This window comes from Pseudomonas sp. zfem004, from assembly GCF_032621715.1.
Classification (GTDB): Bacteria; Pseudomonadota; Gammaproteobacteria; order Pseudomonadales; family Pseudomonadaceae; genus Aquipseudomonas; species Aquipseudomonas sichuanensis.
Map to the genome: position 1 here is coordinate 21,465 of NZ_JAVYJF010000019.1, position 21,561 is coordinate 43,025.

The window sequence follows — 21,561 nt, forward strand, 5'->3', positions numbered from 1 at the left end:
TGCCCCACGCACAGCCGCCATAAGGGCATAGCCATACGGTCGTATTTGAGTCGGCCTGTCAAAGCCGGTCACTGTTTTCGCAGCGACCGCCCGAGACTAGTGACCAACTCAGAGCACCGCAATGGCTTGAAAGGGGGCAGAAGTATGTTTGGGAAATGGACTACATGGAATAAGGGAAGTCTCGGGATCTGCGTAGGAAACGCGGCAGAGGTGACCCTTGGATCCAGCGTTTTCAGGTCCATAGCTACGATCGCATGAGGGCGTCCAAGCGCTGGGCGAAAGCCTTGCAGCGCGCTCGATCTGATAGGCGCTGAAGAACTTTCGGCGAACACCTGGCAGCCCTCACCTAATCAGGAATAGCCCGCGCAACTAAAGCGAAGCAACCCTCACGCAGATTTCTTCCTCACCGTGAAGTCAACTTCCAGATCAGCATTCGCCAGAATATTCACCAAAGCATCCAACGAGAACTTGTCGATCTTGCCATTGAGCAGATCACTCAAGCGAGGCTGAGTGAGGTGCAGCCGCCGTGCTGCGTCTTTCTGCGGCAAATTCCAAGCCTGGACGAGCTTGGTCAGTACTCTCATCAGTTTCGCTCGAAGCCGCAGGTTTTCGGCCTCTTCAGGTGAATCGAACAGCGCATCCCAAACCGAAGTGGAGCGTTCGTTTGTCATCGCAAATCCCTCTGTGCGTCCGTATTTCATAACAATGCGCTTCAACAGGTGCCTAACAACTTGTATCTCGCTCTCGCCAGGTCAATGTCGCGCTTTTCAGTCTTCTCGGTCGTCTTGCGAAACGCATGCAGGACATAGACCGCTTCTGGCCGATTCACCACGTAAAACACGCGAAACGCACCATCCCTGCACTTGATTCGAATTTCCCGCGCCCCTGCACCTACGCTGTCCATCGGCTTCCAGTCGACTGGCTCTTCACCGTCCTGTATCAGCGCCAACTGATACCCCGCCCGCTGCCTTGCCACTATTGGAAAACCCCGCAGGTCCTGCTTGCTGCTACCCAACCACTCGATTGGCTTCTGCTCATTCTGCATCCTGCACGCTCCTGCCAACGCCTACACCCGGCCCGATCAGCCAAGGGTGCAAGCTCTCCATGAGCGGCAAGGTTAAAACTATATCGGTATCGATATAAGCGCAATTCCATGACAAGGCTTTACGACGGCTGACGCCCACCTGCATACCGCCAGGCGCACGACAGCAGTCAGGGCGATGGCGGCTTCTAAACCCATATCACCCAAACCAATTAACCTGTCCCCTGCCCCGCCACCCCGCCTAGACTCGCCGCACCCCGACCCAGGAATGCCGCCATGTCCGAGCAACTCCTCAGCAGCCGCAACCTCGCCTTCGAACTCTACGAAGTCCTCGACGCCGAGGCCCTGACCCAGCGCCCGCGCTTCGCCGAGCACAGCCGCGAAACCTTCGACGCCGCGCTGACCACCGCCCGCACCATCGCCGAAAAGTACTTCGCCCCACACAACCGCAAGGGCGACGAAAACGAGCCACGCTACGTGGACGGCCGCGCCGAACTGATCCCGGAAGTGAAACCAGCAGTCGATGCCTTCCTCGAAGCCGGTTTCCTCAACGCCAACCGCGATTTCGACGTCGGCGGCATGCAGCTGCCCAGCCTAGTGTCGCAAGCCTGCTTTGCCCACTTCCAGGCCGCCAACGCCGGCACCACGGCCTACCCGTTCCTGACCATGGGCGCGGCCAACCTGATCGAGAGCTTCGGCACAGAAGAACAGAAGCGCCTGTTCCTGCAACCGATGATCGAAGGCCGCTACTTCGGCACCATGGCCCTCACCGAGCCCCACGCCGGCTCCTCGCTGGCCGATATCCGCACCCGCGCCGAACCTGCCGGCGATGGCAGCTACCGGCTCAAGGGCAACAAGATCTTCATCTCCGGCGGCGACCACGAGCTGTCCGAGAACATCGTGCACATGGTCCTGGCCAAGCTACCGGGCGCGCCGGCCGGGGTGAAAGGCATCTCGCTGTTCATCGTGCCCAAGTACCTGGTCAACCATGACGGCAACCTGGGCCCGCGCAACGATGTGCTGCTGGCCGGGCTGTTCCACAAGATGGGCTGGCGCGGCACCACCTCCACCGCCCTCAATTTCGGCGACAACGGCCAGTGCGTGGGCTACCTGGTCGGCCAGCCGCACCAGGGTCTGGCCTGCATGTTCCAGATGATGAACGAAGCGCGCATCGGCGTCGGCATGGGCGCGGTGATGCTCGGTTACGCCGGCTACCTCTATTCGCTGGAGTACGCCCGCCAGCGCCCGCAAGGCCGCCTGCCGGACAACAAGGACCCACAAAGCCCGGCCGTGCCGATCATCGAGCACAGCGACGTGAAGCGCATGCTGCTGGCCCAGAAGGCCTACGTGGAAGGCGCCTTCGACCTGGGTCTGTACGCCGCCCGGCTGTTCGACGACACCCACACCGCGCCGGATGAAAACACCCGCCAGCAAGCCCAGCAACTGCTCGACCTGCTCACCCCGATCGTCAAATCCTGGCCTTCGACCTTCTGCCTCAAGGCCAACGAACTGGCGATCCAGATCCTCGGCGGCCATGGCTACACCCGCGAATACCCGGTCGAGCAGTACTACCGCGACAACCGCCTGAACCCGATCCACGAAGGCACCGAGGGCATCCAGTCCCTCGACCTGCTTGGCCGCAAGCTGGCGCAGAACGGCGGTGCCGGGCTCAAGCAACTGATCCGCCTGATCGCCGGCACCTGCGAGCGCGCCAGCCATCACCCGAACCTGGACAACCTGCGCCAGCCGCTGGAACAGCTGGTCAATCGCCTGCAAACGGTCACCCTGGCCCTGCTCGGCGACCTGGCCCAAGGCAAGGTCGCCGGGGCCCTGGCCAACTCGGCGCTGTACCTGAAGGCCTTCGGTCACTGCGTGATCGGCTGGCGCTGGCTGGAGCAGGCCATCCATGCCGAGCTCGGCCTGCTCAAGGGCAGCGACCGCGACTTCTACCAGGGCAAGCTGCAGGCCGCGCGTTATTTCCTCACCTGGGAAGTACCGGGCTGCCATAATGACCTCGCCTTGCTCGAAGCACGCGACGATACGTGCCTGGGCATGCAAGAGGGGTGGTTCTAGGGGGAGCCACCGCGCCAACGGAGGTTTCCCATGTTCGATTCCAGCGCCCTGCTGCGCCAGCGCTTCGCCGCGCTGCGCAGCACGGCCGAAGTGTTTTCGCTTCGCCACGTCAAGCAATCGCACCAGTCCCTTTCAGTACGCCGCAACGTTACCGAGCCGCCGCACTTCAGCCAGGATGAAGGCGCCATGCTCACCGTGCGGGTCAACGGCGTCGAGGCCTACGCGGCCACCGCCGACCTGTCGCAAAGCGGCCTGCAGCGCGCCCTGGAACAGGCCGAAGCGCTGGCCCGGCGCATCAAGGCCCATAGCCTTCTCGACCTCAGCGGCCAGCCCGCCCCGAGCGAGCGTCACGACCACGTTTCGCCCAACTTCGACCAGCCCCTGCCCAACCTCGCCGACTGCCTGGACCTGCTGGCCGCAGAATCCGCCAGCGTGCCCAAGGACAGCCGCCTGGTGGACTGGCAGGCCAGCCTCGGCATCAGCCTGGTCGAGCAGACCTACCTGAACTCCGCCGGCGCCGAGCTGCGCCATGCCCAGCGCTTCGTCTACCCGGGCCTGGGCGTCACCGCCAGCGACGGCCAGGACAGCCAGAGCCGCACCCTGGGCCGCGACAACTTCGGCCAGCAAGGCAGTTTCGAGGTAATCGAGCGCTGCGGCCTGGTCGGCGCGGCCCGCCGCGTGGCCGACGAAGCCCTGCAACTGCTGCTGGCGCCCAACACGCCGAGCGGCACCCGCGACCTGCTGCTGATGCCCGACCAGATGATGCTGCAGATCCACGAGTCCATCGGCCACCCGCTGGAAATGGACCGCATCCTCGGCGACGAGCGCAACTACGCCGGCACCAGCTTCGTCAAAGCCGCCGACTTCGGCCACCTGCAATACGGCTCCGCGCTGCTCAACGTGACCTTCGATCCCACCATCGGCGAAGAGCTGGCCAGCTACAGCTTCGACGACGACGGCACCCCGGCGAGCAAGCAGTTCCTGATCCGCAACGGCTTGCTGGTGCGCCCACTGGGCGGCGCGCTGTCGCAGCTGCGTTCAGGCCTGGACGGCGTGGCCAACAGCCGCGCCTGTGGCTGGAACCGCGCGCCGATCGACCGCATGGCCAACCTCAATATCGAGCCGGGCGACCAGCCGCTGGCGCAACTGATCGGCGGCATCGAAAACGGCATCCTGATGCGCACCAACCGCTCGTGGTCCATCGATGACGCCCGCAACAAGTTCCAGTTCGGCTGTGAATGGGGCCAGTTGATCGAGAACGGCGAGCTCAAGGGCGTGGTGAAAAACCCGAACTATCGGGGCATCTCCGCCGATTTCTGGCGCAACCTGTCGGCGGTCGGCGATCGCAGCACCTTCCAGGTACTCGGCACGCCCAACTGCGGCAAGGGTGAACCCAACCAGGTGGTGCGGGTCGGCCACGCCTCGCCGGCCTGCGTGTTCCGCCAGATCGACGTATTCGGAGGGGACGCCTGATGAGCACCTATCAACAACGTTTCGAAGACCTGCTCGGTGCCCTGCGCGATGCGCTGCAACCCGGCGAGCAGTTCACCCTGGGCTACAGCGCCGAGCACTCGCAGTTCGTGCGCTTCAACCATGCCCAGGTGCGCCAGGCTGGTTTGGTCAGCCAGGCCAACGTGCAACTGCGGCTGATTCGCGACGGCCGCCAGGCAGAGCAGCAGATCACCCTGGGTGATGACGCCGTGCTGGATCGCCAGCGCCTGCATGACGGCCTCGGGCAACTGCGCCAGACCCTGCCGCTGCTGCCGGTCGATCCGTACCTGAGCCTCGACGAGAGTGCCTGGCACAGCCACAGCCTGCTGGAGCAGCCACTGCCCGAGCTGGATGAAGTGCTGGCCCTGGTCGAGCGCGAGGCCAACGACCTGGACCTGGTCGGCATATACGCCGCCGGCCCCATCTGCCGCGGCTTCGCCAGCTCGTTCGGCGCCTTCGGCTGGCACCAGGCCAACAGCTTCAACTTCGATTGGAGCCTGTTCCACACCAACGGTCAGGCGGTCAAAGCCAACTACGCAGGCCAGGCCTGGAGCGGCGAAGCCTTTGCCGCGCGCCTGCGCCTGGCCCGCGAACAGCTGCAACACCTGGGCCGCCCGGCCATCACCCTCAAGCCCGGCAGCTACCGCGCCTACCTGGCGCCAGCGGCGATGGACGAGATTGCCGGGATGCTCTGCTGGGGTGGTTTCTCTGCCCAGGCACTGGCCACGGGGAACAGCTCGCTGCAACGCCTGTACAACGGCGATGCACGACTGAGCCCGCTGGTGAGCTTCAGCGAACAGGTCAGCGGCTCGTTGAGCCCGGCGTTCTCCGACGAAGGCTCGCCGCGTCGCGACCTGCTGCTGATCGGTGAAGGCCGGGGGCTGGAACGGCTGGTGAGCGCTCGCAGCGCCGCCGAGTTCGCACTTCAGGCCAATGGCGCCGACAGCTACGAATCGCCGTGCGCGTTGAGCCTGGCGCCGGGCAACCTGCCCAGCGCGCAGATCCTCGAACGCCTGGGCACCGGGCTGTACATCAGCAACCTGTGGTACCTGAACTACTCGGACCTGCCGGCCGCGCGGATGACCGGGCTGACCCGGTTCGCCACGTTCTGGGTGGAAAACGGCCAGATCCAGGGGCCGGTGAGCACCATGCGCTTTGATGACAGCCTGTACAGCCTGCTGGGCAGCCAGCTGGAAGACCTGACACAGGAGCGCGAGATGATCCTGTCGACCAGCACCTATGGGCAGCGCAGTACCGGGTCGAGCCATTTGCCGGGGGCGTTGGTGAAGGGGTTGACCCTGACACTGTGATCCGCAGGACCGGCCTCTTCGCGGGTAAACCCGCTCCCACAGGATTACCTATGCCTTGAAGGCAGCATTGAACCTGTGGGAGCGGGTTTACCCGCGAAAGGGCCGACACAGGACAACGAAGAACCTGAGGTAACACATGCCCGACCGTGCCCCGCTGGACCCTGTCACCGCCCGCTGGATCCCCTGGGTAGTGGCCATCGCCTTCTTCATGCAGTCGCTGGACGGCACCATCCTCAACACCGCGCTGCCGGCCATGGCCCGCTCGCTGGCCGAGGACCCACTGCGCATGCAGGGCGTGATCATCGCCTACATGCTCACCGTGGCGCTGCTGATCCCGGCCTCGGGCTGGATCGCCGACCGCTTCGGCACCAAGCGCATCTTCTTCAGCGCGATCCTGCTGTTCAGCTTCGGCTCGCTGCTGTGCGCCATGGCCAACAGCCTGGGTTTCCTGATCTTCGCCCGAGTGGTGCAGGGCCTGGGCGGGGCGCTGATGCTGCCAGTCGGCCGGCTGGTGGTGCTGCGCGCCTACCCGCGTAGCGAGCTGGTGCGGATCATGAGCTTCATCACCATCCCCGGCCTGCTCGGCCCGCTGCTCGGCCCGACCCTCGGCGGCTGGCTGGTGGAAATCCTGACCTGGCACTGGATCTTCCTGCTCAACCTGCCGGTGGGCGCCCTCGGTTGCTATGCAGTGTGGAAGTTCATCCCCGACCTGCGCGGCGCCGAGCGTACCCGCTTCGACGGGCCGGGTTTCGTGCTGTTCGGTGCGGCGATGGTGCTTATCACCATCGCCATGGAAGGCCTGGGCGAGCTGCACCTGCCGCACCTGCGGGTGATGCTGTTGCTGTTCGCCGGCATGGCCTGCCTGGCCGCGTACTGGCTGCGTGCCGGGCGTGACCCGGAGCCACTGTTCTCGCCGTCGCTGTTCCGCGTGCGCACCTTCGCCATCGGCATCCTCGGCAACCTGTTCGCCCGCCTTGGCAGCGGAGCCCTGCCCTTCCTGGTGCCGTTGCTGCTGCAGGTGGCGCTGGGCTACTCGCCGGCCCAGGCAGGCATGAGCATGATCCCGCTGGCAGCGGCGGCGATGCTCGCCAAGTCGGTCGCCCGGCCGCTGATCGAACGCCTGGGCTATCGCATCGTACTCACCGGCAATACCTTGCTGCTGGGCCTGCTGCTGGCCAGCCTGGGGCTGGTCGACGAGCAGACGCCCTATGCCCTGCTGCTGGTGCAACTGGCGTTGCTGGGGGCGGTGAACTCGATGCAGTTCACGGCGATGAACACCGTGACCCTGATCGACCTCGACGACGCCAGCGCCAGCAGCGGCAACAGCCTGCTGTCGGTGGTCGCGCAACTGTCGCTGAGCCTGGGCGTGGCCTGCGCCGGTGCGCTGCTCGGTGGCTTTACTGCAGCCGGCAGTGCCGAAGGCGTAGAGAGCACGTTGGGGGCGTTCCAGCTGACCTTCGTCACCATCGGCGTGATGGCCATGCTGGCGGCGGCGATCTTCCTGCAACTGGCGCCGACAGACGGAAGGCGCGCCCGTCGTCCGGAAGAGCACGTCGAGTCGTAGGGCGAATGGCCATGAGGCTGGTAGACTGTGCGACATTTTTCGCTTCGCACCGCAGGCCCGCCTCGTGACCGTTGAAACCACCGCCTTTGCCACCCTCCCGCTGTCCACCGCCATGCTGGCCAACCTGGACGCCCTGGGCTATGCCTCGATGACCCCGATCCAGGCCCAGAGCCTGCCGGTCATCCTCAAGGGCCAAGACCTGATCGCCCAGGCCAAGACCGGCAGCGGCAAGACCGCCGCCTTCGGCATCGGCCTGCTCAACCCGATCAACCCACGCTACTTCGGCTGCCAGGCGTTGGTGCTGTGCCCGACCCGCGAGCTGGCCGACCAGGTGGCCAAGGAGCTGCGCCGCCTGGCCCGCGCCGAGGACAACATCAAGATCCTCACCCTGTGCGGTGGCGTTTCGCTGGGCCCGCAGATCGCCTCGCTGGAGCACGGTGCGCACATCATCGTCGGCACCCCGGGGCGCATCCAGCAGCACCTGGACAAAGGCACCCTGGTACTCGACGGCCTCAACACCCTGGTGCTCGACGAAGCCGACCGCATGCTCGACATGGGCTTCTTCGACGCCATCGCCAGCATCATCGGCAAGACCCCGTCGCGCCGCCAGACCCTGCTGTTCTCGGCCACCTACCCGGCCGGCATCGAGCAACTGGCCAAGGACTTCATGCGCCAGCCGCAGCAGGTCAAGGTCGAAGCGCTGCACAGCGACACCCAGATCGAACAGCGTTTCATCGAGATCGACGCGCAGCAGCGCCTGGAAGCCGTGACCCGCGTGCTCGGCCACTACCGCCCGCAGTCCTGCGTGGCGTTCTGCTTCACCAAGCAGCAGTGCGAAGACGTAGTGGCCCACCTCACTGCCAAGGGCATCGTTGCCCAGGCGCTGCACGGCGACCTGGAGCAGCGCGACCGCGACCAGGTGCTGACCATGTTCGCCAACCGCAGCAGCTCGGTGCTGGTGGCCACCGACGTGGCCGCCCGCGGCCTGGACATCGATGGCCTGGACATGGTCATCAACGTCGAGCTGGCGCGTGACGCCGAAATCCACGTGCACCGTGTCGGCCGTACCGGCCGTGCCGGCGAGAAGGGCGTGGCGATCAGCCTGGTGGCCCCGGCCGAGGGCCACCGCGCCCAGGCCATCGAAGACCTGCAACAGAAGCCGCTGCGCTGGGAGCAGCTGGACAGCCTGAAGAACAAAGGTGGCGAGCCGCTGCTGCCGGCGATGACCACCTTGTGCATCGGCGCCGGACGCAAGGACAAGCTGCGTCCGGGCGATATCCTCGGCGCGCTGACCGGCGATGCCGGACTGCCGGGCAAGCAGGTGGGCAAGATCGCCATCTTCGACTTCGTGGCGTTCGTGGCCGTGGAGCGGGCGGTGGCCAAGCAGGCCATGCAGCGCTTGAACAGCGGCAAGATCAAGGGCCGTGCCCTGAAAGTCCGCATTATCTGAACCGATCAGCAGATCGCTCGTGGGAGCGGGCTTGCCCCGCGATGGCGTCAGCAGGGCCAACAGCATTGCCTGCACCAGCGCATCGCGGGGCAAGCCCGCTCCCACGCTTCCCCCTAACTTGCCAAAGGTTCCAACCGTGCACTCCACCGACGTGATCATCCTCGGCGCCGGCGCCGCCGGCCTGATGTGCGCCCAGCTCACCGCCCGCCGTGGCCGTCGGGTGCTGCTGCTCGACCACGCCAACAAACCGGGCAAGAAGATCCTCATGTCCGGCGGCGGGCGCTGCAACTTCACCAACATGTACACCGAGCCTGCCAACTTCCTCTCGCACAACCCGCACTTCTGCAAGTCGGCGCTGGCCCGCTACACCCAGTGGGACTTCATCGAACTGGTGTGCAAGCACGGCGTGCCGTACCACGAGAAGAAGCTCGGCCAGCTGTTCTGCGACAACAAGTCCAGCGACATCCTCGACATGCTGCTGGCCGAGTGCGACCAGGCCGGCGCCGAGCTGCGCATGAACACCAGCATCGAACAGATCGAAAAAACCGAAGGCGGCTACCGTCTGCAGACCAGCGCCGGCCCGTTCGCCTGCCAGTCGCTGGTGATCGCCACCGGCGGCCTGTCGATCCCGACCTTGGGCGCCACCGGCTTCGGCTACCAGGTGGCGCGCCAGTTCGGCCACGAACTGCTGCCGACCCGCGCCGGCCTGGTGCCGTTCACCATCACCGAGCCCCAGCTCAAGGCACTGTGCACCGAGCTGTCCGGCACCTCGCTGGACTGCACCGCCAGTTGCAACGGCACAAGCTTCCGGGAAAACCTGCTGTTCACCCACCGCGGCCTGAGCGGCCCGGCGATCCTGCAGATTTCGTCGTTCTGGGAGGCCGGCGACACCGTCGAGATCAACCTGCTGCCCGACCGCGATGCCCTGGAGTGGCTGCAGGGCCAGCAAGTCGAGCGCCCCAACAGCGAGCTGAAGACCGTGCTGGGCGAGGTGTTCACCCGCAAGCTGGCCAACCTGCTGGCCGAGCAGTGGTTCGAATCCAAGCCGCTGAAGCAGTACACCCCGGCGGAATTGGCGCAGATCGCCGACAAACTGGCGGCCTGGCAGGTGGTGCCGGCGGGCACCGAGGGCTATCGCACGGCCGAGGTGACCCTGGGCGGCGTGGATACCCGTGAGGTGTCCTCCAAGACCATGGAATCGCTGAAGAGCCCCGGGCTGTACTTCATCGGCGAGGTGCTGGACGTGAGCGGGCACCTGGGTGGTTTCAACTTCCAGTGGGCCTGGGCTTCGGCCAACGCTGCGGCGCAGTTCGTGTAGAGTAGAATCCTTTCAGCAGCACGGAACGCTTCTTGCTGGTCTGTGTTGTGAAGGGGGTAAAACCATCGCGGGGCAAGCCCGCTCCCACAAAGGCCGACTCGGCTCGTGGGAGCGGGCTTGCCCCGCGATGAGGCCCTCAAGGTTCTAGTCCGCAAACTGCCCAGCAGGCCATCATGTCATCGAGCTCGTTCCGCCATTCATTGCGTCGCCTGTGGGGCCAAGACAAGTTCAGCTACGCCATTCGTGTGACCATCGCCCTCACCGGCAGCATGGCCTGGTGCTGGTACCAGAACGAGATGAGCCTGCTCATCCCGCTGTTCCTCGGCATCATCGCCAGCGCCCTGGCCGAGACCGATGACGGTTGGCAGGGCCGCCTCAGTGCCCTGCTGGTCACCCTCGGCTGTTTTGCCATCGCCGCCCTGTCGGTGGAGCTGCTGTTCCCCTACCCCTGGATCTTCGCCATCGCCCTGGCCCTGGCCGCCTTTGGCCTGACCATGCTCGGCGCATTGGGCGAACGCTACGGGGCGATCGCCTCGGCAACGCTGATCCTGTCGGTCTACACCATGATCGGCGTGGACCAGCGCGGCGGCGAAGTCAGCGACTTCTGGCACGAGCCGCTGCTGCTGGTGACCGGCGCCGCCTGGTACGGGCTGCTGTCGGTGCTGTGGCAGGCGCTGTTTTCCAACCAGCCGGTGCAGCAAAGCCTGGCCAAGCTGTTCTATGAACTGGGCAGCTACCTCAAGCTCAAGGCCAGCCTGTTCGAACCGATCCGTGGCCTGGACGTCGAGGCCACGCGCCTGGAACTGGCCAAGCAGAACGGCAAGGTGGTGGCCGCGCTCAATGCCGCCAAAGAGATCATCCTGCACCGTGTCGGCAACAGCCAGCCCAACTCCAAGGTCAGCCGCTACCTCAAGCTGTACTTCCTGGCTCAGGACCTGCACGAGCGGGTCAGCGCCTCGCACTACCCCTACAACGCCCTCAACGAGGCGTTCTTCCACAGCGACGTGATGTTCCGTTGCCAGCGCCTGCTGCGCAAACAGGGTGCCTCCTGCCAGGAGCTGGCACGCTCGATCCGCCTGCGCCAGCCGTTCGTGCTCGCCAGCGGCTACCCCGAAGCGCTGGAAGACCTGAATGCTTCGCTGGAGCACCTGCGCGAACAGAACAACCCGGCCTGGCGCGGGCTGCTGCGCTCGCTGCGGGCCCTGGCCGCCAACCTGGCCACGCTGGACCGCCTGCTGGGCGCCGCGAGCAACCCGGACAGCCTGGCAGACGCCAGCGACAGCAGCCTGCTCGACCGCTCGCCGCGCAACCTGAAGGACGTGTGGCAGCGCTTGCGCACCCAGCTGACCCCCACCTCGCTGCTGTTCCGCCATGCCCTGCGCCTGTCGCTGGCACTGTCGGTGGGTTACGGCATGGTGCACCTGATCCACCCGACCCAGGGCTACTGGATCATCCTCACCACGCTGTTCGTCTGCCAGCCCAACTACGGGGCGACCCGGCGCAAGCTGGGCCAGCGGATGCTCGGCACCGCCATCGGCCTGACCGTGGGCTGGGCGCTGTTCGACCTGTTCCCCAACCCGCTGATCCAGTCGGCCTTCGCCGTGGTCGCCGGGGTGGTGTTCTTCGTCAACCGCACCACCCGCTACACCCTGGCCACGGCGGCGATCACCCTGATGGTGCTGTTCTGCTTCAACCAGACCGGCGATGGCTACGGGCTGTTCCTGCCGCGCCTGTTCGATACCCTGGTCGGCAGCCTGATCGCCATCCTTGCAGTGTTCCTGCTCCTGCCCGACTGGCAGGGCCGCCGACTGAACAAGGTGCTGGGCAATACCCTGGCCTGCGCCAGCCAGTACCTGCGCCAGATCATGCAGCAGTATGCCCACGGCAAGCGCGATGACCTGGCCTACCGCCTGGCCCGGCGCAACGCGCACAACGCCGACGCCGCGCTGTCCACCACCCTGGCCAACATGCTCATGGAGCCCGGGCATTTCCGTAAGGAAGCGGATGTGGGCTTTCGCTTCCTGGTGCTGTCGCACACCCTGCTCAGTTATCTCTCAGGGCTTGGCGCACACCGCGACACCGCGTTGCCGGCCGAGGTCCATGAACAGCTGATCGAGGGTGCAGGCCAGACCTTGGCCGCCAGCCTCGACGAAATCGCCAACGGCCTGGCCGCGCGCCTGCCGGTGGCGATCCACAGCGACGCGGAAGAGGCCCTGGCCAATGCGCTGGAGCAGATGCCCGAGGAGCTGGACGAGCACCAGCGCCTGGTGCAGACCCAACTGGCGCTGATCTGCCGGCAGCTGGGGCCGCTGCGCACGCTGGCGGGGCACCTGATCAAGGAAAGTGAGCCGAGCTGATTGCGGGGTGGCCTGTACTGGCCCTATCGCCGGCAAGCCGGCTCCCACAGGTGCGATCCATGTGGAAGCCGGCTTGCCGGCGATAGGGCCAACGCAGGTCAGAAGCCGTGCTGACGCAACAACCGAGCGTAACTGCCATCGGCCTTCATCGCCGCAATGGCCTTCTCGAACCGTGCCACCACCTGCCGGTGCTCCGGGTGCTTGAGGCTGACCAGGATGTGCAGGCTGTTCTCGCTCAGCGGCGGGTCGACGAAACTCACCCCGTCCCGCACCTGCTGCGGTTCGCGCTGCAGGTTGTAACGCGCCACGTACTCGTCCTCCACCGTCAGGTTGACCCGCCCGGCCGCGAGCATGCGCACCGCCGACGAGAAATTGCGCACCGGCACTTTGTTCAGACGCTCATCGCTGTCGAAGCCGGGTGAGTAGGCATAGTCGCGCACCACGGCGATGGTGTAGGGGTAGAGGTCGGCCTGACGCTTGAAGACGAAGCCTTCGCCCTGGCGCTGGAGCAGGCGGATACGGTTGATGAGGTAAGGGCCGGAGAACTCGCCGATGCGCGTGCGCTCATCGTTGTACCAGGCGTTGACCAATACATCGTAACGCCCCTCGCCAATGCCCATGAGCGCCCTGGCCCAGGGCACTTCCTCGAACGACGTGGCGAAACCTGCGCGGTTCAGCGCCGTGGTGACGATGCTGGTGGCCAGGCCACCGCCGGGCATGGCGGCGTCGGTAAAGGGCGGCCAGCTGTCGGCCACCAGTCGCAGTTTCTCCTGGGCAGCTGCCGGCATCGCGCACAACACACCCAGTATTCCAAGAACGCAAAGCAGTGGCCGCATGCTCAAATCCTTTCGCAGTTGGGGGCCCACGCTGAAGATGGCGATCTCTACTCACAACAGATCCTGCAGATTACACAAGCCGCAGCCCGGCGACAGCGGACAATAATGTCATTTAGCCTCTATTTTGGCCGAACGCCATCAGACGTAATTTGCAGCAAGGCCAGGCTCGTGCGCAGCGGCAGGATTTGCGATGATCGAGCGCCCATACAAGGAGCTCATACCCATGTCCATCGAGTGGATTTGCAAACACCACAGCGACCTCGGCAAGGAGCAGCTCTATGCCGTCCTGCAACTGCGAACGGCAGTGTTCGTGGTCGAGCAGCACTGTGCCTACCAGGAAGTCGACGGGCAGGACCTGAGCGGCGACACCCTGCACCTGATGGGTTGGCAAGACGACAAGCTGGTGGCCTATCTGCGCCTGCTCGACCCGCAATCACAAGGTGGCGACGTGGTGATCGGGCGCGTGGTGACCTCGCCCGAAGTGCGCGGCCTGAAACTGGGCCATCCGCTGCTGATGAAAGGGTTGGAAGCGGCCGGGCATTGCTGGCCAGGTGTTCCGGTTTACCTGTCGGCGCAGGCGCATCTGCAGGCGTTCTATGCCACGCACGGGTTCGTGGCGGTGGGCGAGGAATATCTGGAAGACGACATTCCCCATATCGGCATGCGCAAGGGCTGAAACTGCCGGGGGCGCGTCGCGCCCCTTTCGCCGGCAAGCCGGCTCCCACATGTACTGCAGCTGCAGGACCACACCGAGATCACGGATAACCCAGCACATCCCTGATCTGGCGCAGATGCTGGATGATCCACTGCTTGTCGATCGCCCCCCAGTCACGGATGCGGTAATGCCCGGCATGATTGCGGGCGCCGCTCTGCTGCTCGAACTCGCAGACGATGTCCAGATCGGCCAGCGCAGCGATGGTGTCCTGGGCGGTGCGCCGGGGCATGCCGGTGGCCTCCATCAGCGCCGGCACGCTGGTGGCGGTCTGGCTGTCGATCAGCCAGGCCACGTACAGGCGACGGTAGAAACTGCTGCGGGTCTTGCTCACTTCCGTGGTCATCTGGTGCTTGTCCCTCAGGTGTTGCCCGGCAGCTCCCGATAGGTCAGGTAGACGCGCAGGTCGAATTCCAGTTGGTGGTAGTCCGGCTCCATGTACTGACAGAGCTGGTAGAAGGCCTTGCTGTGGTCGCGCTCCTTCAGGTGCGCCAGTTCGTGCACCACGATCATGCGCAGAAACTGCGGCGCCGCTTCCTTGAACAGCGAGGCGATGCGGATCTCTTTCTTGGCCTTTAGCTTGCCGCCCTGCACCCGCGACACCGCGGTGTTCAGGCCGAGGGCGCGATGGGTCAGGTCCAGGCGGTTGTCGAACAGCACCTTGTCCAGCGGCGGCGCGCTGCGCAGGTATTCCTGCTTGAGATCCTGGGCGTAGCCGTACAACGCCTTGTCATTCTGCACCGTATGCCGCTCGGCATAGCGTTGGTCCAGGTAGGCGCCCAGGCGACCGCTGGCGATCAGTTGACGCACCTGGTCTTGTAGATGCGGCGGGTAGGCTTGCAGGTAGCGTAAGGCGGTCATCAGGGTGCAGATCGGGGTAAGGAGTGCCGAGTTTACCAATCACTCGCCCCAGGGGAATACCGCCGGGAAGTCGCCGGCATCGGCGGCGGTCATCGGCCTTGCCACCAGGAAGCCTTGCACGTAGGCACAACCCGCGCCCTTGAGCCATTGCGCCTGCGCCTGCGTCTCCACGCCCTCGGCAATCACGGTGATGCCATAGGCCGCGCACAGTTCGATGACACTGCGTACCAAGGCAATGTCGGCCGCCGAATCCGGCAGCCGCGCCACCAGGTGACGGTCGAGCTTGAGGGTATCGATGGGCAGGTCGCGCAGCATGCGCAGCGAGCAGTCACCCGCGCCGAAGTCGTCCAGCGCCACGCGAATGCCCATCTCGCGCAGCCGATTCACCTGCTTCACCGCCGCGTCGATGTTGTACATCAGCGAGGTCTCGGCCACCTCGACCTCCAACTGGGCAGGCAACAGGGCATATTCGTCGATCACCCGCGCCAGTTCGTCGGCAAGGCCCGGCATGGCGAACTGGGCGCGGCTCAGGCTGATGCTCAGTACCAACCTGGGCCCGAAGCGCGCCCCCCATTCCTTGCGCTGGGCAGCGCCCTTGCGGTAAATCCAGCTGGCCAGGCGATTGATCAGGCGTGCTTCTTCGAGCAAGGGGATGAACAACCCCGGCGGCACATCGCCGACACTCGGGTGCTTCCAGCGCAGCAAGGCTTCGAAGCCCCGCAACTGGCCATCGCCGAACGCCACCTGCGGTTGATAGACCAGGTTGAAGTCGTTCTGCTCGATGGCGGCGCGCACGCCATCTTCGAGCATCAGCCGCGAGCGCGCCCGGCCATTGAGCTCCTGGTCATAGAAACGGTACTGCTGGCGCCCGGCCTGCTTGGCGGCGTACATCGCAGCATCCGCTGCGCGCAGCAAGCCCTCGACGCTGGAACCGCAATCGGGGTAGGTGGCAATGCCGATGCTCACCCCCAGGCTGACCTCCAGCCCATCCACTTCCTGCAGGCCCGACAGGCGCTCCAGCAGTTTCTCGGCAAAGCGCCCGGCCTGCTCCGGGTACGGCAGCCCGTCGAACAGCGCGGTGAACTCATCGCCGCCCATGCGCGCCAGCAGCGCGTCGTTGCCCAGGCAGTCCTTGAGCTGCTCGCCCACCCAACGCAGCACCTTGTCGCCGGCCTCGTGGCCCAGCAGGTCGTTGATCCGCTTGAAGCCGTCCAGGTCCATGTACATCAGGGCCCGGGCCTTGTCCGAGCGCTCGTTGCGCAGCAACGCGCCTTCGGCGGCCTGGTAGAAGCCACGGCGGTTGAGCAGCCCGGTCAACGGGTCGGTCACCGCTTGGTACTCAAGCTGTTGATGCAGGCTGCGCACCACCGACATGTCCAGCACCGTCACCACCATGGCCCGCTGCTCGACGGGCAACGGCGCGCAGGACAGCGCCACCGGCACAAGCTGGCCGGACACGGTGCGCAGTTGGGCGTCATGCACGCGGAAGATCTGCCGGCCCAGATACGCCTGGTAGAAGTCCGACTCGCGCCACAGGCTGGCGCAAGGCAGCTGGATCAAGTCCAGCACGTGGGCGCCCTGCAAGGTGTCCACCGGTGCATTGAGCAGCCGCGAGATGGCGGGGTTGGCAAAGCCGATGGTGCCCGCCTCGTCGACCACCAGGATGCCCTCAGCGGCGTTTTCCAGGATCGAGGCGTTGAAGGCCCGCGCCGACTCCAGCTCGCGGGTCAGGCGCTGCAGCATGCGCCGGTTGCGCTGCTGGTCCAGCTGGGCCTGCACCTTGGGTTTGAGGATTTGCGGGTCGAAGGGTTTGAACAGGTAGTCCACCGCGCCACTGGCATAGCCTTTGAGTACAGCGGCGTCGGACTGCTCGTTGGCGGTGAGGAAAATGATCGGGGTCAGCCGCGTGCGCTGACTGCCGCGCATCAGCCGGGCGACCTCGAAGCCGTCCATTTCGGGCATCTGCACGTCGAGCAAGACCAGGTCGACTTCGTGTTCAAGCAGCGCGCTCAGGGCTTCCATCCCTGAACTGGCGGTCAACACCTGCCAATCCTGACGGGCCAGCAACGCCCGCATGCTGATGAGGTTCTCTGGATAATCGTCTACTACCAGTAGCACCGACCGACTGTCCGGAGGTTGTGTGTGAGCGACATCCATGCTGCTTCCCATGTTTAGACCGACCCTGGCCCGCTATTGGATCCGATCTTTACTCTAGACAGGGCGACCGAAGACGCAACGCGGGTAGATGGCTAAGCGCCATCGAAATTGATGTTAGCCGACTAACGGTATGGCAGTGGGTTATGTGGAAATAATCCTCCTCCGTCGCTCAATTGCTGCAGGCATAAAAAAACCCGCATCTCTGCGGGTTTCTTCAAGCAACTACCAACGGATCAGTTGACCTTGGCAGCCAGCTCGCCTTTCAGGTAACGCTGGAACATGCCTTCCAGGGAGATCGGCTTGATCTTCGAGGCATTGCCGGCGGTGCCGAAGGCTTCGTAGCGGGCGATGCACACGTCACGCATGGCCTTGACGGTTTCGCCGAAGAACTTGCGTGGGTCGAACTCGCTCGGGTTCTGCGCCATCAGGCGACGCATGGCGCCGGTGGAGGCCAGGCGCAGGTCGGTGTCGATGTTGACCTTGCGCACGCCGTGCTTGATGCCTTCAACGATTTCTTCGACCGGTACGCCGTAGGTCTCTTTGATGTCGCCGCCGTACTGGTTGATGATCGCCAGCCACTCTTGCGGTACCGAGGAGGAACCGTGCATCACCAGGTGGGTGTTAGGGATGCGCTTGTGGATTTCCTTGATGCGGTCGATCGCCAGCACGTCGCCGGTAGGCGGCTTGGTGAACTTGTAGGCGCCGTGGCTGGTGCCGATGGCGATGGCCAGGGCATCGACCTGGGTCTTCTTGACGAAGTCAGCCGCTTCTTCCGGGTCGGTCAGCATCTGGCTGTGATCCAGCACGCCTTCGGCGCCGATGCCGTCTTCTTCACCGGCCATGCCGGTTTCCAGCGAACCCAGGCAGCCCAGCTCGCCTTCTACCGAAACGCCACAGGCGTGGGCCATGGCTACGGTCTGCTGGGTAACACGGACGTTGTACTCGTAGTCGGTCGGGGTCTTGCCGTCTTCACCGAGCGAGCCGTCCATCATGACCGAGCTGAAGCCCAGCTGGATGGAGCGCTGGCACACGTCAGGGCTGGTGCCGTGGTCCTGGTGCATGCACACCGGGATGTGCGGGAACTCTTCGATGGCCGCCAGGATCAGGTGGCGCAGGAAGGGAGCACCGGCGTATTTGCGGGCACCGGCGGAGGCCTGGACGATGACCGGAGAGTCGGTCTTGTCGGCGGCTTCCATGATGGCGCGCATCTGCTCGAGGTTGTTGACGTTGAAAGCTGGGACGCCGTAACCGAACTCGGCGGCGTGGTCCAGCATCTGGCGCATGCTAATGAGTGCCATGGTGTATCTCTCTCCCGACAAGCGTCGTTTGTTTCGTGCAAGCCTGCCGCAGGGGCGGTTGCTGTTCAAGTAGTGTGGGCCACCGTGGCGGCCCGGCCAGTCACGGTGCCTTGCAGCCCCGCCCAATCAGATCGTTGGTCGCCACCCAGTACACCAGGCCTTCCTGGCCCTTGGTGTGGAAGGCCAGCACGCCATCGCTGTACAGCGCGCCCGAGGCGCCCGGCTCGGACTTGAGCCGGTAGACCTGGTCGCCGCCGCCAAGGCGCACGTCGACCGCATCCTGTTTCACATCAGCGAAGCGCCACAGCACTTCGGCCTGGCTGTCGCAGACCCAGCGGGTCCAGTTGTCCGCCACCGGGGCCGGTGCTGGCTGCAACAGCGAGCAGCCTGCCAGGGTCGCCAGGGCCAGTGCGGCCAGAAGCGCTTTCATTACACATCCTCGTAGCAAGCCTGCTGTATCGGCCTCATCGCGGGGCAAGCCCGCTCCCACGTTGAATGCGTGGGAGCGGGCTTGCCCCGCGATGAGGCCGCAACGGCAGACCCAATGTCCAAGACCACGAAACCCCAGTTAGGTTGCCTGCCGCCCGATCAAGGGCAGCCCGGCGCCTTGCGCTGGTGCTCGTCGTCATACTTTTCCAGGCCGTCCGGGCCCAGGCGCTTGTTGATCACCGGCACCGTCTCGGCCTGCCACTGGGACTGATAGCAGCCGCCCTTGTGGGCCTGCGCCGGCTCGCCGTCCGCGCCCTTGTCGCTGGCGCAGGCGCCCAGCAGCAAGGCCACGATCATCACAGGCAATTGCTTGACCATCAGGTCGCTCCCTTTGCCAGGCGCCTTCGTGCTCAGGCCTTGGCCCGCTCTTCGAGAATCGCCACGGCCGGCAGTACCTTGCCCTCGACGAACTCGAGGAACGCACCGCCACCGGTAGAAATGTAGGAGATATCCTTGCTCACGCCATACTTGTCGATGGCTGCCAGGGTATCGCCACCACCGGCGATGGAGAACGCGGCGCTGTCGGCGATGGCCTGGGCCAGCACCTTGGTGCCGTTGCCGAACTGGTCGAACTCGAACACACCGACCGGGCCGTTCCACAGAATGGTCTGCGACGACTTCAGCAGCTCGGCGAAGTTGGCAGCGGTCTGTGGGCCGATGTCGAGGATCATGTCGTCAGCCGCCACGTCGGCGATCGCCTTGACGGTGGCTTCGGCGCTTTCGGCGAATTCCTTGGCGACCACCACGTCGACCGGCAGCGGCACATTGACCTTGGCAGCGATGGCCTTGGCGGTGTCGACCAGGTCGGCTTCGTACAGCGACTTGCCCACCGGGTGACCGGCAGCAGCGAGGAAGGTGTTGGCGATGCCGCCGCCGACGATCAGCAGGTCGCACACGGTGCTCAGGCTGTTCAGCACGTCCAGCTTGGTCGATACCTTGGAGCCGGCGACGATGGCGGCCATCGGTTTGGCCGGGGCCTTCAGGGCCTTGCCCAGGGCGTCCAATTCGGCGGCCAGCAGCGGGCCGGCAGCCGCGACCTTGGCGAACTTGGCGACACCGTGGGTGGAGCCTTCGGCGCGGTGCGCGGTGCCGAAAGCGTCCATCACGAACACATCGCACAGGGCAGCGTACTGCTGCGCCAGCTCGTCGGCGTTCTTCTTCTCGCCCTTGTTGAAGCGCACGTTTTCGAACAGCACCAGGTCACCGGCCTTCACTTCGACACCGCCGAGGTAGTCGGCAACCAGCGGTACTTCGCGGCCCAGGGCCTTGCTCAGGTAGTCGGCGACCGGCTTGAGGCTGTTCTCGGCCGAGAACTCGCCTTCGGTCGGGCGGCCCAGGTGCGAGCAGACCATTACCGCCGCGCCCTTCTCCAGGGCCAGCTTGATGGTCGGCAGCGCGGCCAGGATACGCGCATCGCTGGCAACCACACCGTCCTTCACAGGCACGTTGAGGTCTTCGCGGATCAGTACGCGCTTACCTTGCAGGTCGAGGTCGGTCATCTTCAACACGGTCATGAATGCAGTCCTTCAGGGCTGTTTGCTGCGGGTGGGGTGGACGACGTGCAGATAATGTTCGGCAACGTCGAGCATACGGTTGGCGAACCCCCATTCGTTGTCGAACCAGGCCAGCAGGTTCACCAGGCGGGGGCCGGAAACGCGGGTCTGGCTGGCATCGACGATGGCCGAATGCGGGTCATGGTTGAAATCACAGCTGGCGTGGGGCAGCTCGGTGTAGGCCAGCAAGCCTTTGAGCGGGCCATCCAGGGCGGCCTCGCGCAGCACCCGGTTGACCTCGGCCGCGCTGGTGTCGCGGGCGGTCTGCAGGGTGATGTCCAGGCACGACACGTTGACGGTCGGCACGCGTACCGCTTTGGCCTGGATTCGCCCGGCAAGTTCCGGCAGCAGGCGTTCGATGCCGCGCGCCAGCCCGGTGGACACCGGGATCACCGACTGGAACGCCGAACGGGTGCGGCGCAGGTCTTCGTGGTGATAGGCGTCGATCACCGGCTGGTCGTTCATTGCCGAGTGAATCGTGGTGATCTGCACGTACTCGATGCCGAAGGCCTGGTCCAGCACCCGCAGCAGCGGCACACCGCAGTTGGTGGTGCAGGAGGCGTTCGACACCAGCAGCTCGCTGCCGGTCAGGCAATCCTGGTTCACCCCGAACACCACCGTGGCATCGACATCGGCCTCGCTGGCCATGGGCTGCGAGAACAGCACCCGCGGCGCACCGGCATCGAGGAAGCGCTGGCCGTCGGCGCGGGTGTTGTAGGCGCCGGTGCACTCGAGCACCAGGTCGATGCCCAGGGCGCCCCAGTCGATACCTTCGGGGGTGGCACTGCGCAGCACTTTCACGCAGTCGCCATTGATATGCAGACAGTCGCCATCGACCTTCACTTCACCGGGGAAACGCCCGTGGGTGGAGTCGAAGCGGGTCAGGTATTCCAGGCTGGCCTGGTCGGCCAGGTCGTTCAGCGCGACGATCTCGAAACCGGCCTTGGCCCCACGCTCGAACAGTGCGCGCAGGACACAGCGGCCGATGCGGCCGTAACCGTTGAGTGCAACTTTGTAGGGACGCGGGTGGGGCATTCGATACTCACGTGG

General features: G+C 65.0%; 19 protein-coding genes. 8 read left to right on the forward strand and 11 right to left on the reverse strand.

All coding sequences use genetic code 11. The annotated features are described in order from the left end of the window. Positions 1–386: 386 nt before the first annotated feature. Positions 387–671, reverse strand: coding sequence for a helix-turn-helix domain-containing protein (locus RTH46_RS19690; RefSeq protein WP_153786128.1), 285 nt, complete (start codon positions 669–671; stop codon positions 387–389). A 41-nt stretch (positions 672–712) separates the two neighbouring features. Next, entirely contained in the window at positions 713–1,045 is a 333-nt protein-coding gene (locus tag RTH46_RS19695) for a type II toxin-antitoxin system RelE/ParE family toxin (protein ID WP_316906397.1), read from the reverse strand. A gap of 273 nt (positions 1,046–1,318) precedes the next feature. On the opposite strand from RTH46_RS19695, the gene RTH46_RS19700 reads away from it, so the two are divergent. The 7 genes from RTH46_RS19700 to yccS all read left to right on the forward strand — a co-directional run bounded on the left by RTH46_RS19700 (position 1,319) and on the right by yccS (position 12,605). Continuing rightward, positions 1,319–3,115, forward strand: a complete 1,797-nt coding sequence (locus RTH46_RS19700) for an acyl-CoA dehydrogenase (RefSeq protein ID WP_316906398.1) — start codon at positions 1,319–1,321, stop codon at positions 3,113–3,115. A gap of 30 nt (positions 3,116–3,145) precedes the next feature. Further along, positions 3,146–4,588, forward strand: a complete 1,443-nt coding sequence (locus RTH46_RS19705; RefSeq protein WP_153786126.1) for a TldD/PmbA family protein — start codon at positions 3,146–3,148, stop codon at positions 4,586–4,588. Beyond that, entirely contained in the window at positions 4,588–5,916 is a 1,329-nt protein-coding gene (locus RTH46_RS19710) for a TldD/PmbA family protein (RefSeq protein WP_316906399.1), read from the forward strand. The genes RTH46_RS19705 and RTH46_RS19710 overlap by 1 nt, the downstream gene beginning before the upstream one ends. 136 nt (positions 5,917–6,052) lie before the next feature. Next, positions 6,053–7,480 carry a multidrug transporter subunit MdtD gene (gene mdtD, locus RTH46_RS19715; protein ID WP_153786124.1) on the forward strand — a complete coding sequence of 476 codons (1,428 nt, stop codon included), beginning with the start codon at positions 6,053–6,055 and terminating at the stop codon, positions 7,478–7,480. 112 nt (positions 7,481–7,592) lie between these two features. Further along, positions 7,593–8,930 carry an ATP-dependent RNA helicase DbpA gene (gene dbpA, locus RTH46_RS19720; protein WP_316906415.1) on the forward strand — a complete coding sequence of 446 codons (1,338 nt, stop codon included), beginning with the start codon at positions 7,593–7,595 and terminating at the stop codon, positions 8,928–8,930. Positions 8,931–9,066: 136 nt separating this feature from the next. Beyond that, complete coding sequence (locus RTH46_RS19725; RefSeq protein WP_153786122.1) at positions 9,067–10,248, forward strand: NAD(P)/FAD-dependent oxidoreductase; 1,182 nt, start codon at positions 9,067–9,069, stop codon at positions 10,246–10,248. Between the two features lie 173 nt (positions 10,249–10,421). Further along, a complete protein-coding gene (gene yccS, locus RTH46_RS19730) occupies positions 10,422–12,605 on the forward strand; it encodes a YccS family putative transporter (RefSeq protein ID WP_316906400.1) in 2,184 nt (727 codons plus the stop codon). A gap of 98 nt (positions 12,606–12,703) precedes the next feature. Here yccS and RTH46_RS19735 read toward each other — a convergent pair whose 3' ends face one another. After that, on the reverse strand, positions 12,704–13,441 hold the full coding sequence (locus tag RTH46_RS19735; RefSeq protein WP_153786120.1) for a substrate-binding periplasmic protein: 738 nt from the start codon (positions 13,439–13,441) through the stop codon (positions 12,704–12,706). A 223-nt stretch (positions 13,442–13,664) separates the two neighbouring features. Here RTH46_RS19735 and RTH46_RS19740 point away from each other — a divergent pair, with 223 nt between their 5' ends. After that, entirely contained in the window at positions 13,665–14,117 is a 453-nt protein-coding gene (locus RTH46_RS19740; RefSeq protein ID WP_153786119.1) for a GNAT family N-acetyltransferase, read from the forward strand. A 79-nt stretch (positions 14,118–14,196) separates the two neighbouring features. Here the strand turns inward: RTH46_RS19740 and RTH46_RS19745 are convergent, their stop codons facing one another. The 8 genes from RTH46_RS19745 to epd form a co-directional block, all read right to left on the reverse strand. Beyond that, positions 14,197–14,499: a helix-turn-helix domain-containing protein gene (locus RTH46_RS19745; protein ID WP_110994181.1), complete on the reverse strand. Its 303-nt coding sequence runs from the start codon at positions 14,497–14,499 to the stop codon at positions 14,197–14,199. A gap of 14 nt (positions 14,500–14,513) precedes the next feature. Then, positions 14,514–15,014: a M48 family metallopeptidase gene (locus RTH46_RS19750; protein WP_153786118.1), complete on the reverse strand. Its 501-nt coding sequence runs from the start codon at positions 15,012–15,014 to the stop codon at positions 14,514–14,516. A 39-nt stretch (positions 15,015–15,053) separates the two neighbouring features. Next, entirely contained in the window at positions 15,054–17,171 is a 2,118-nt protein-coding gene (locus RTH46_RS19755; protein WP_153786117.1) for a putative bifunctional diguanylate cyclase/phosphodiesterase, read from the reverse strand. Positions 17,172–17,404: 233 nt separating this feature from the next. Further along, positions 17,405–18,469, reverse strand: coding sequence for a class II fructose-bisphosphate aldolase (gene fba, locus RTH46_RS19760; RefSeq protein WP_008093958.1), 1,065 nt, complete (start codon positions 18,467–18,469; stop codon positions 17,405–17,407). A 100-nt stretch (positions 18,470–18,569) separates the two neighbouring features. Next, entirely contained in the window at positions 18,570–18,899 is a 330-nt protein-coding gene (locus tag RTH46_RS19765) for an MliC family protein (RefSeq protein ID WP_110994178.1), read from the reverse strand. 158 nt (positions 18,900–19,057) lie between these two features. Next, the gene (locus RTH46_RS19770) at positions 19,058–19,276 is read right to left on the reverse strand and encodes a hypothetical protein (RefSeq protein ID WP_153788401.1); all 219 of its coding nucleotides are present in this window, start codon (positions 19,274–19,276) and stop codon (positions 19,058–19,060) included. Positions 19,277–19,308: 32 nt separating this feature from the next. Then, positions 19,309–20,472, reverse strand: a complete 1,164-nt coding sequence (locus tag RTH46_RS19775; protein WP_279847979.1) for a phosphoglycerate kinase — start codon at positions 20,470–20,472, stop codon at positions 19,309–19,311. A gap of 12 nt (positions 20,473–20,484) precedes the next feature. Next, the gene (epd, locus tag RTH46_RS19780; RefSeq protein WP_110994175.1) at positions 20,485–21,546 is read right to left on the reverse strand and encodes an erythrose-4-phosphate dehydrogenase; all 1,062 of its coding nucleotides are present in this window, start codon (positions 21,544–21,546) and stop codon (positions 20,485–20,487) included. Between the last annotated feature and the right edge of the window lie 15 nt (positions 21,547–21,561).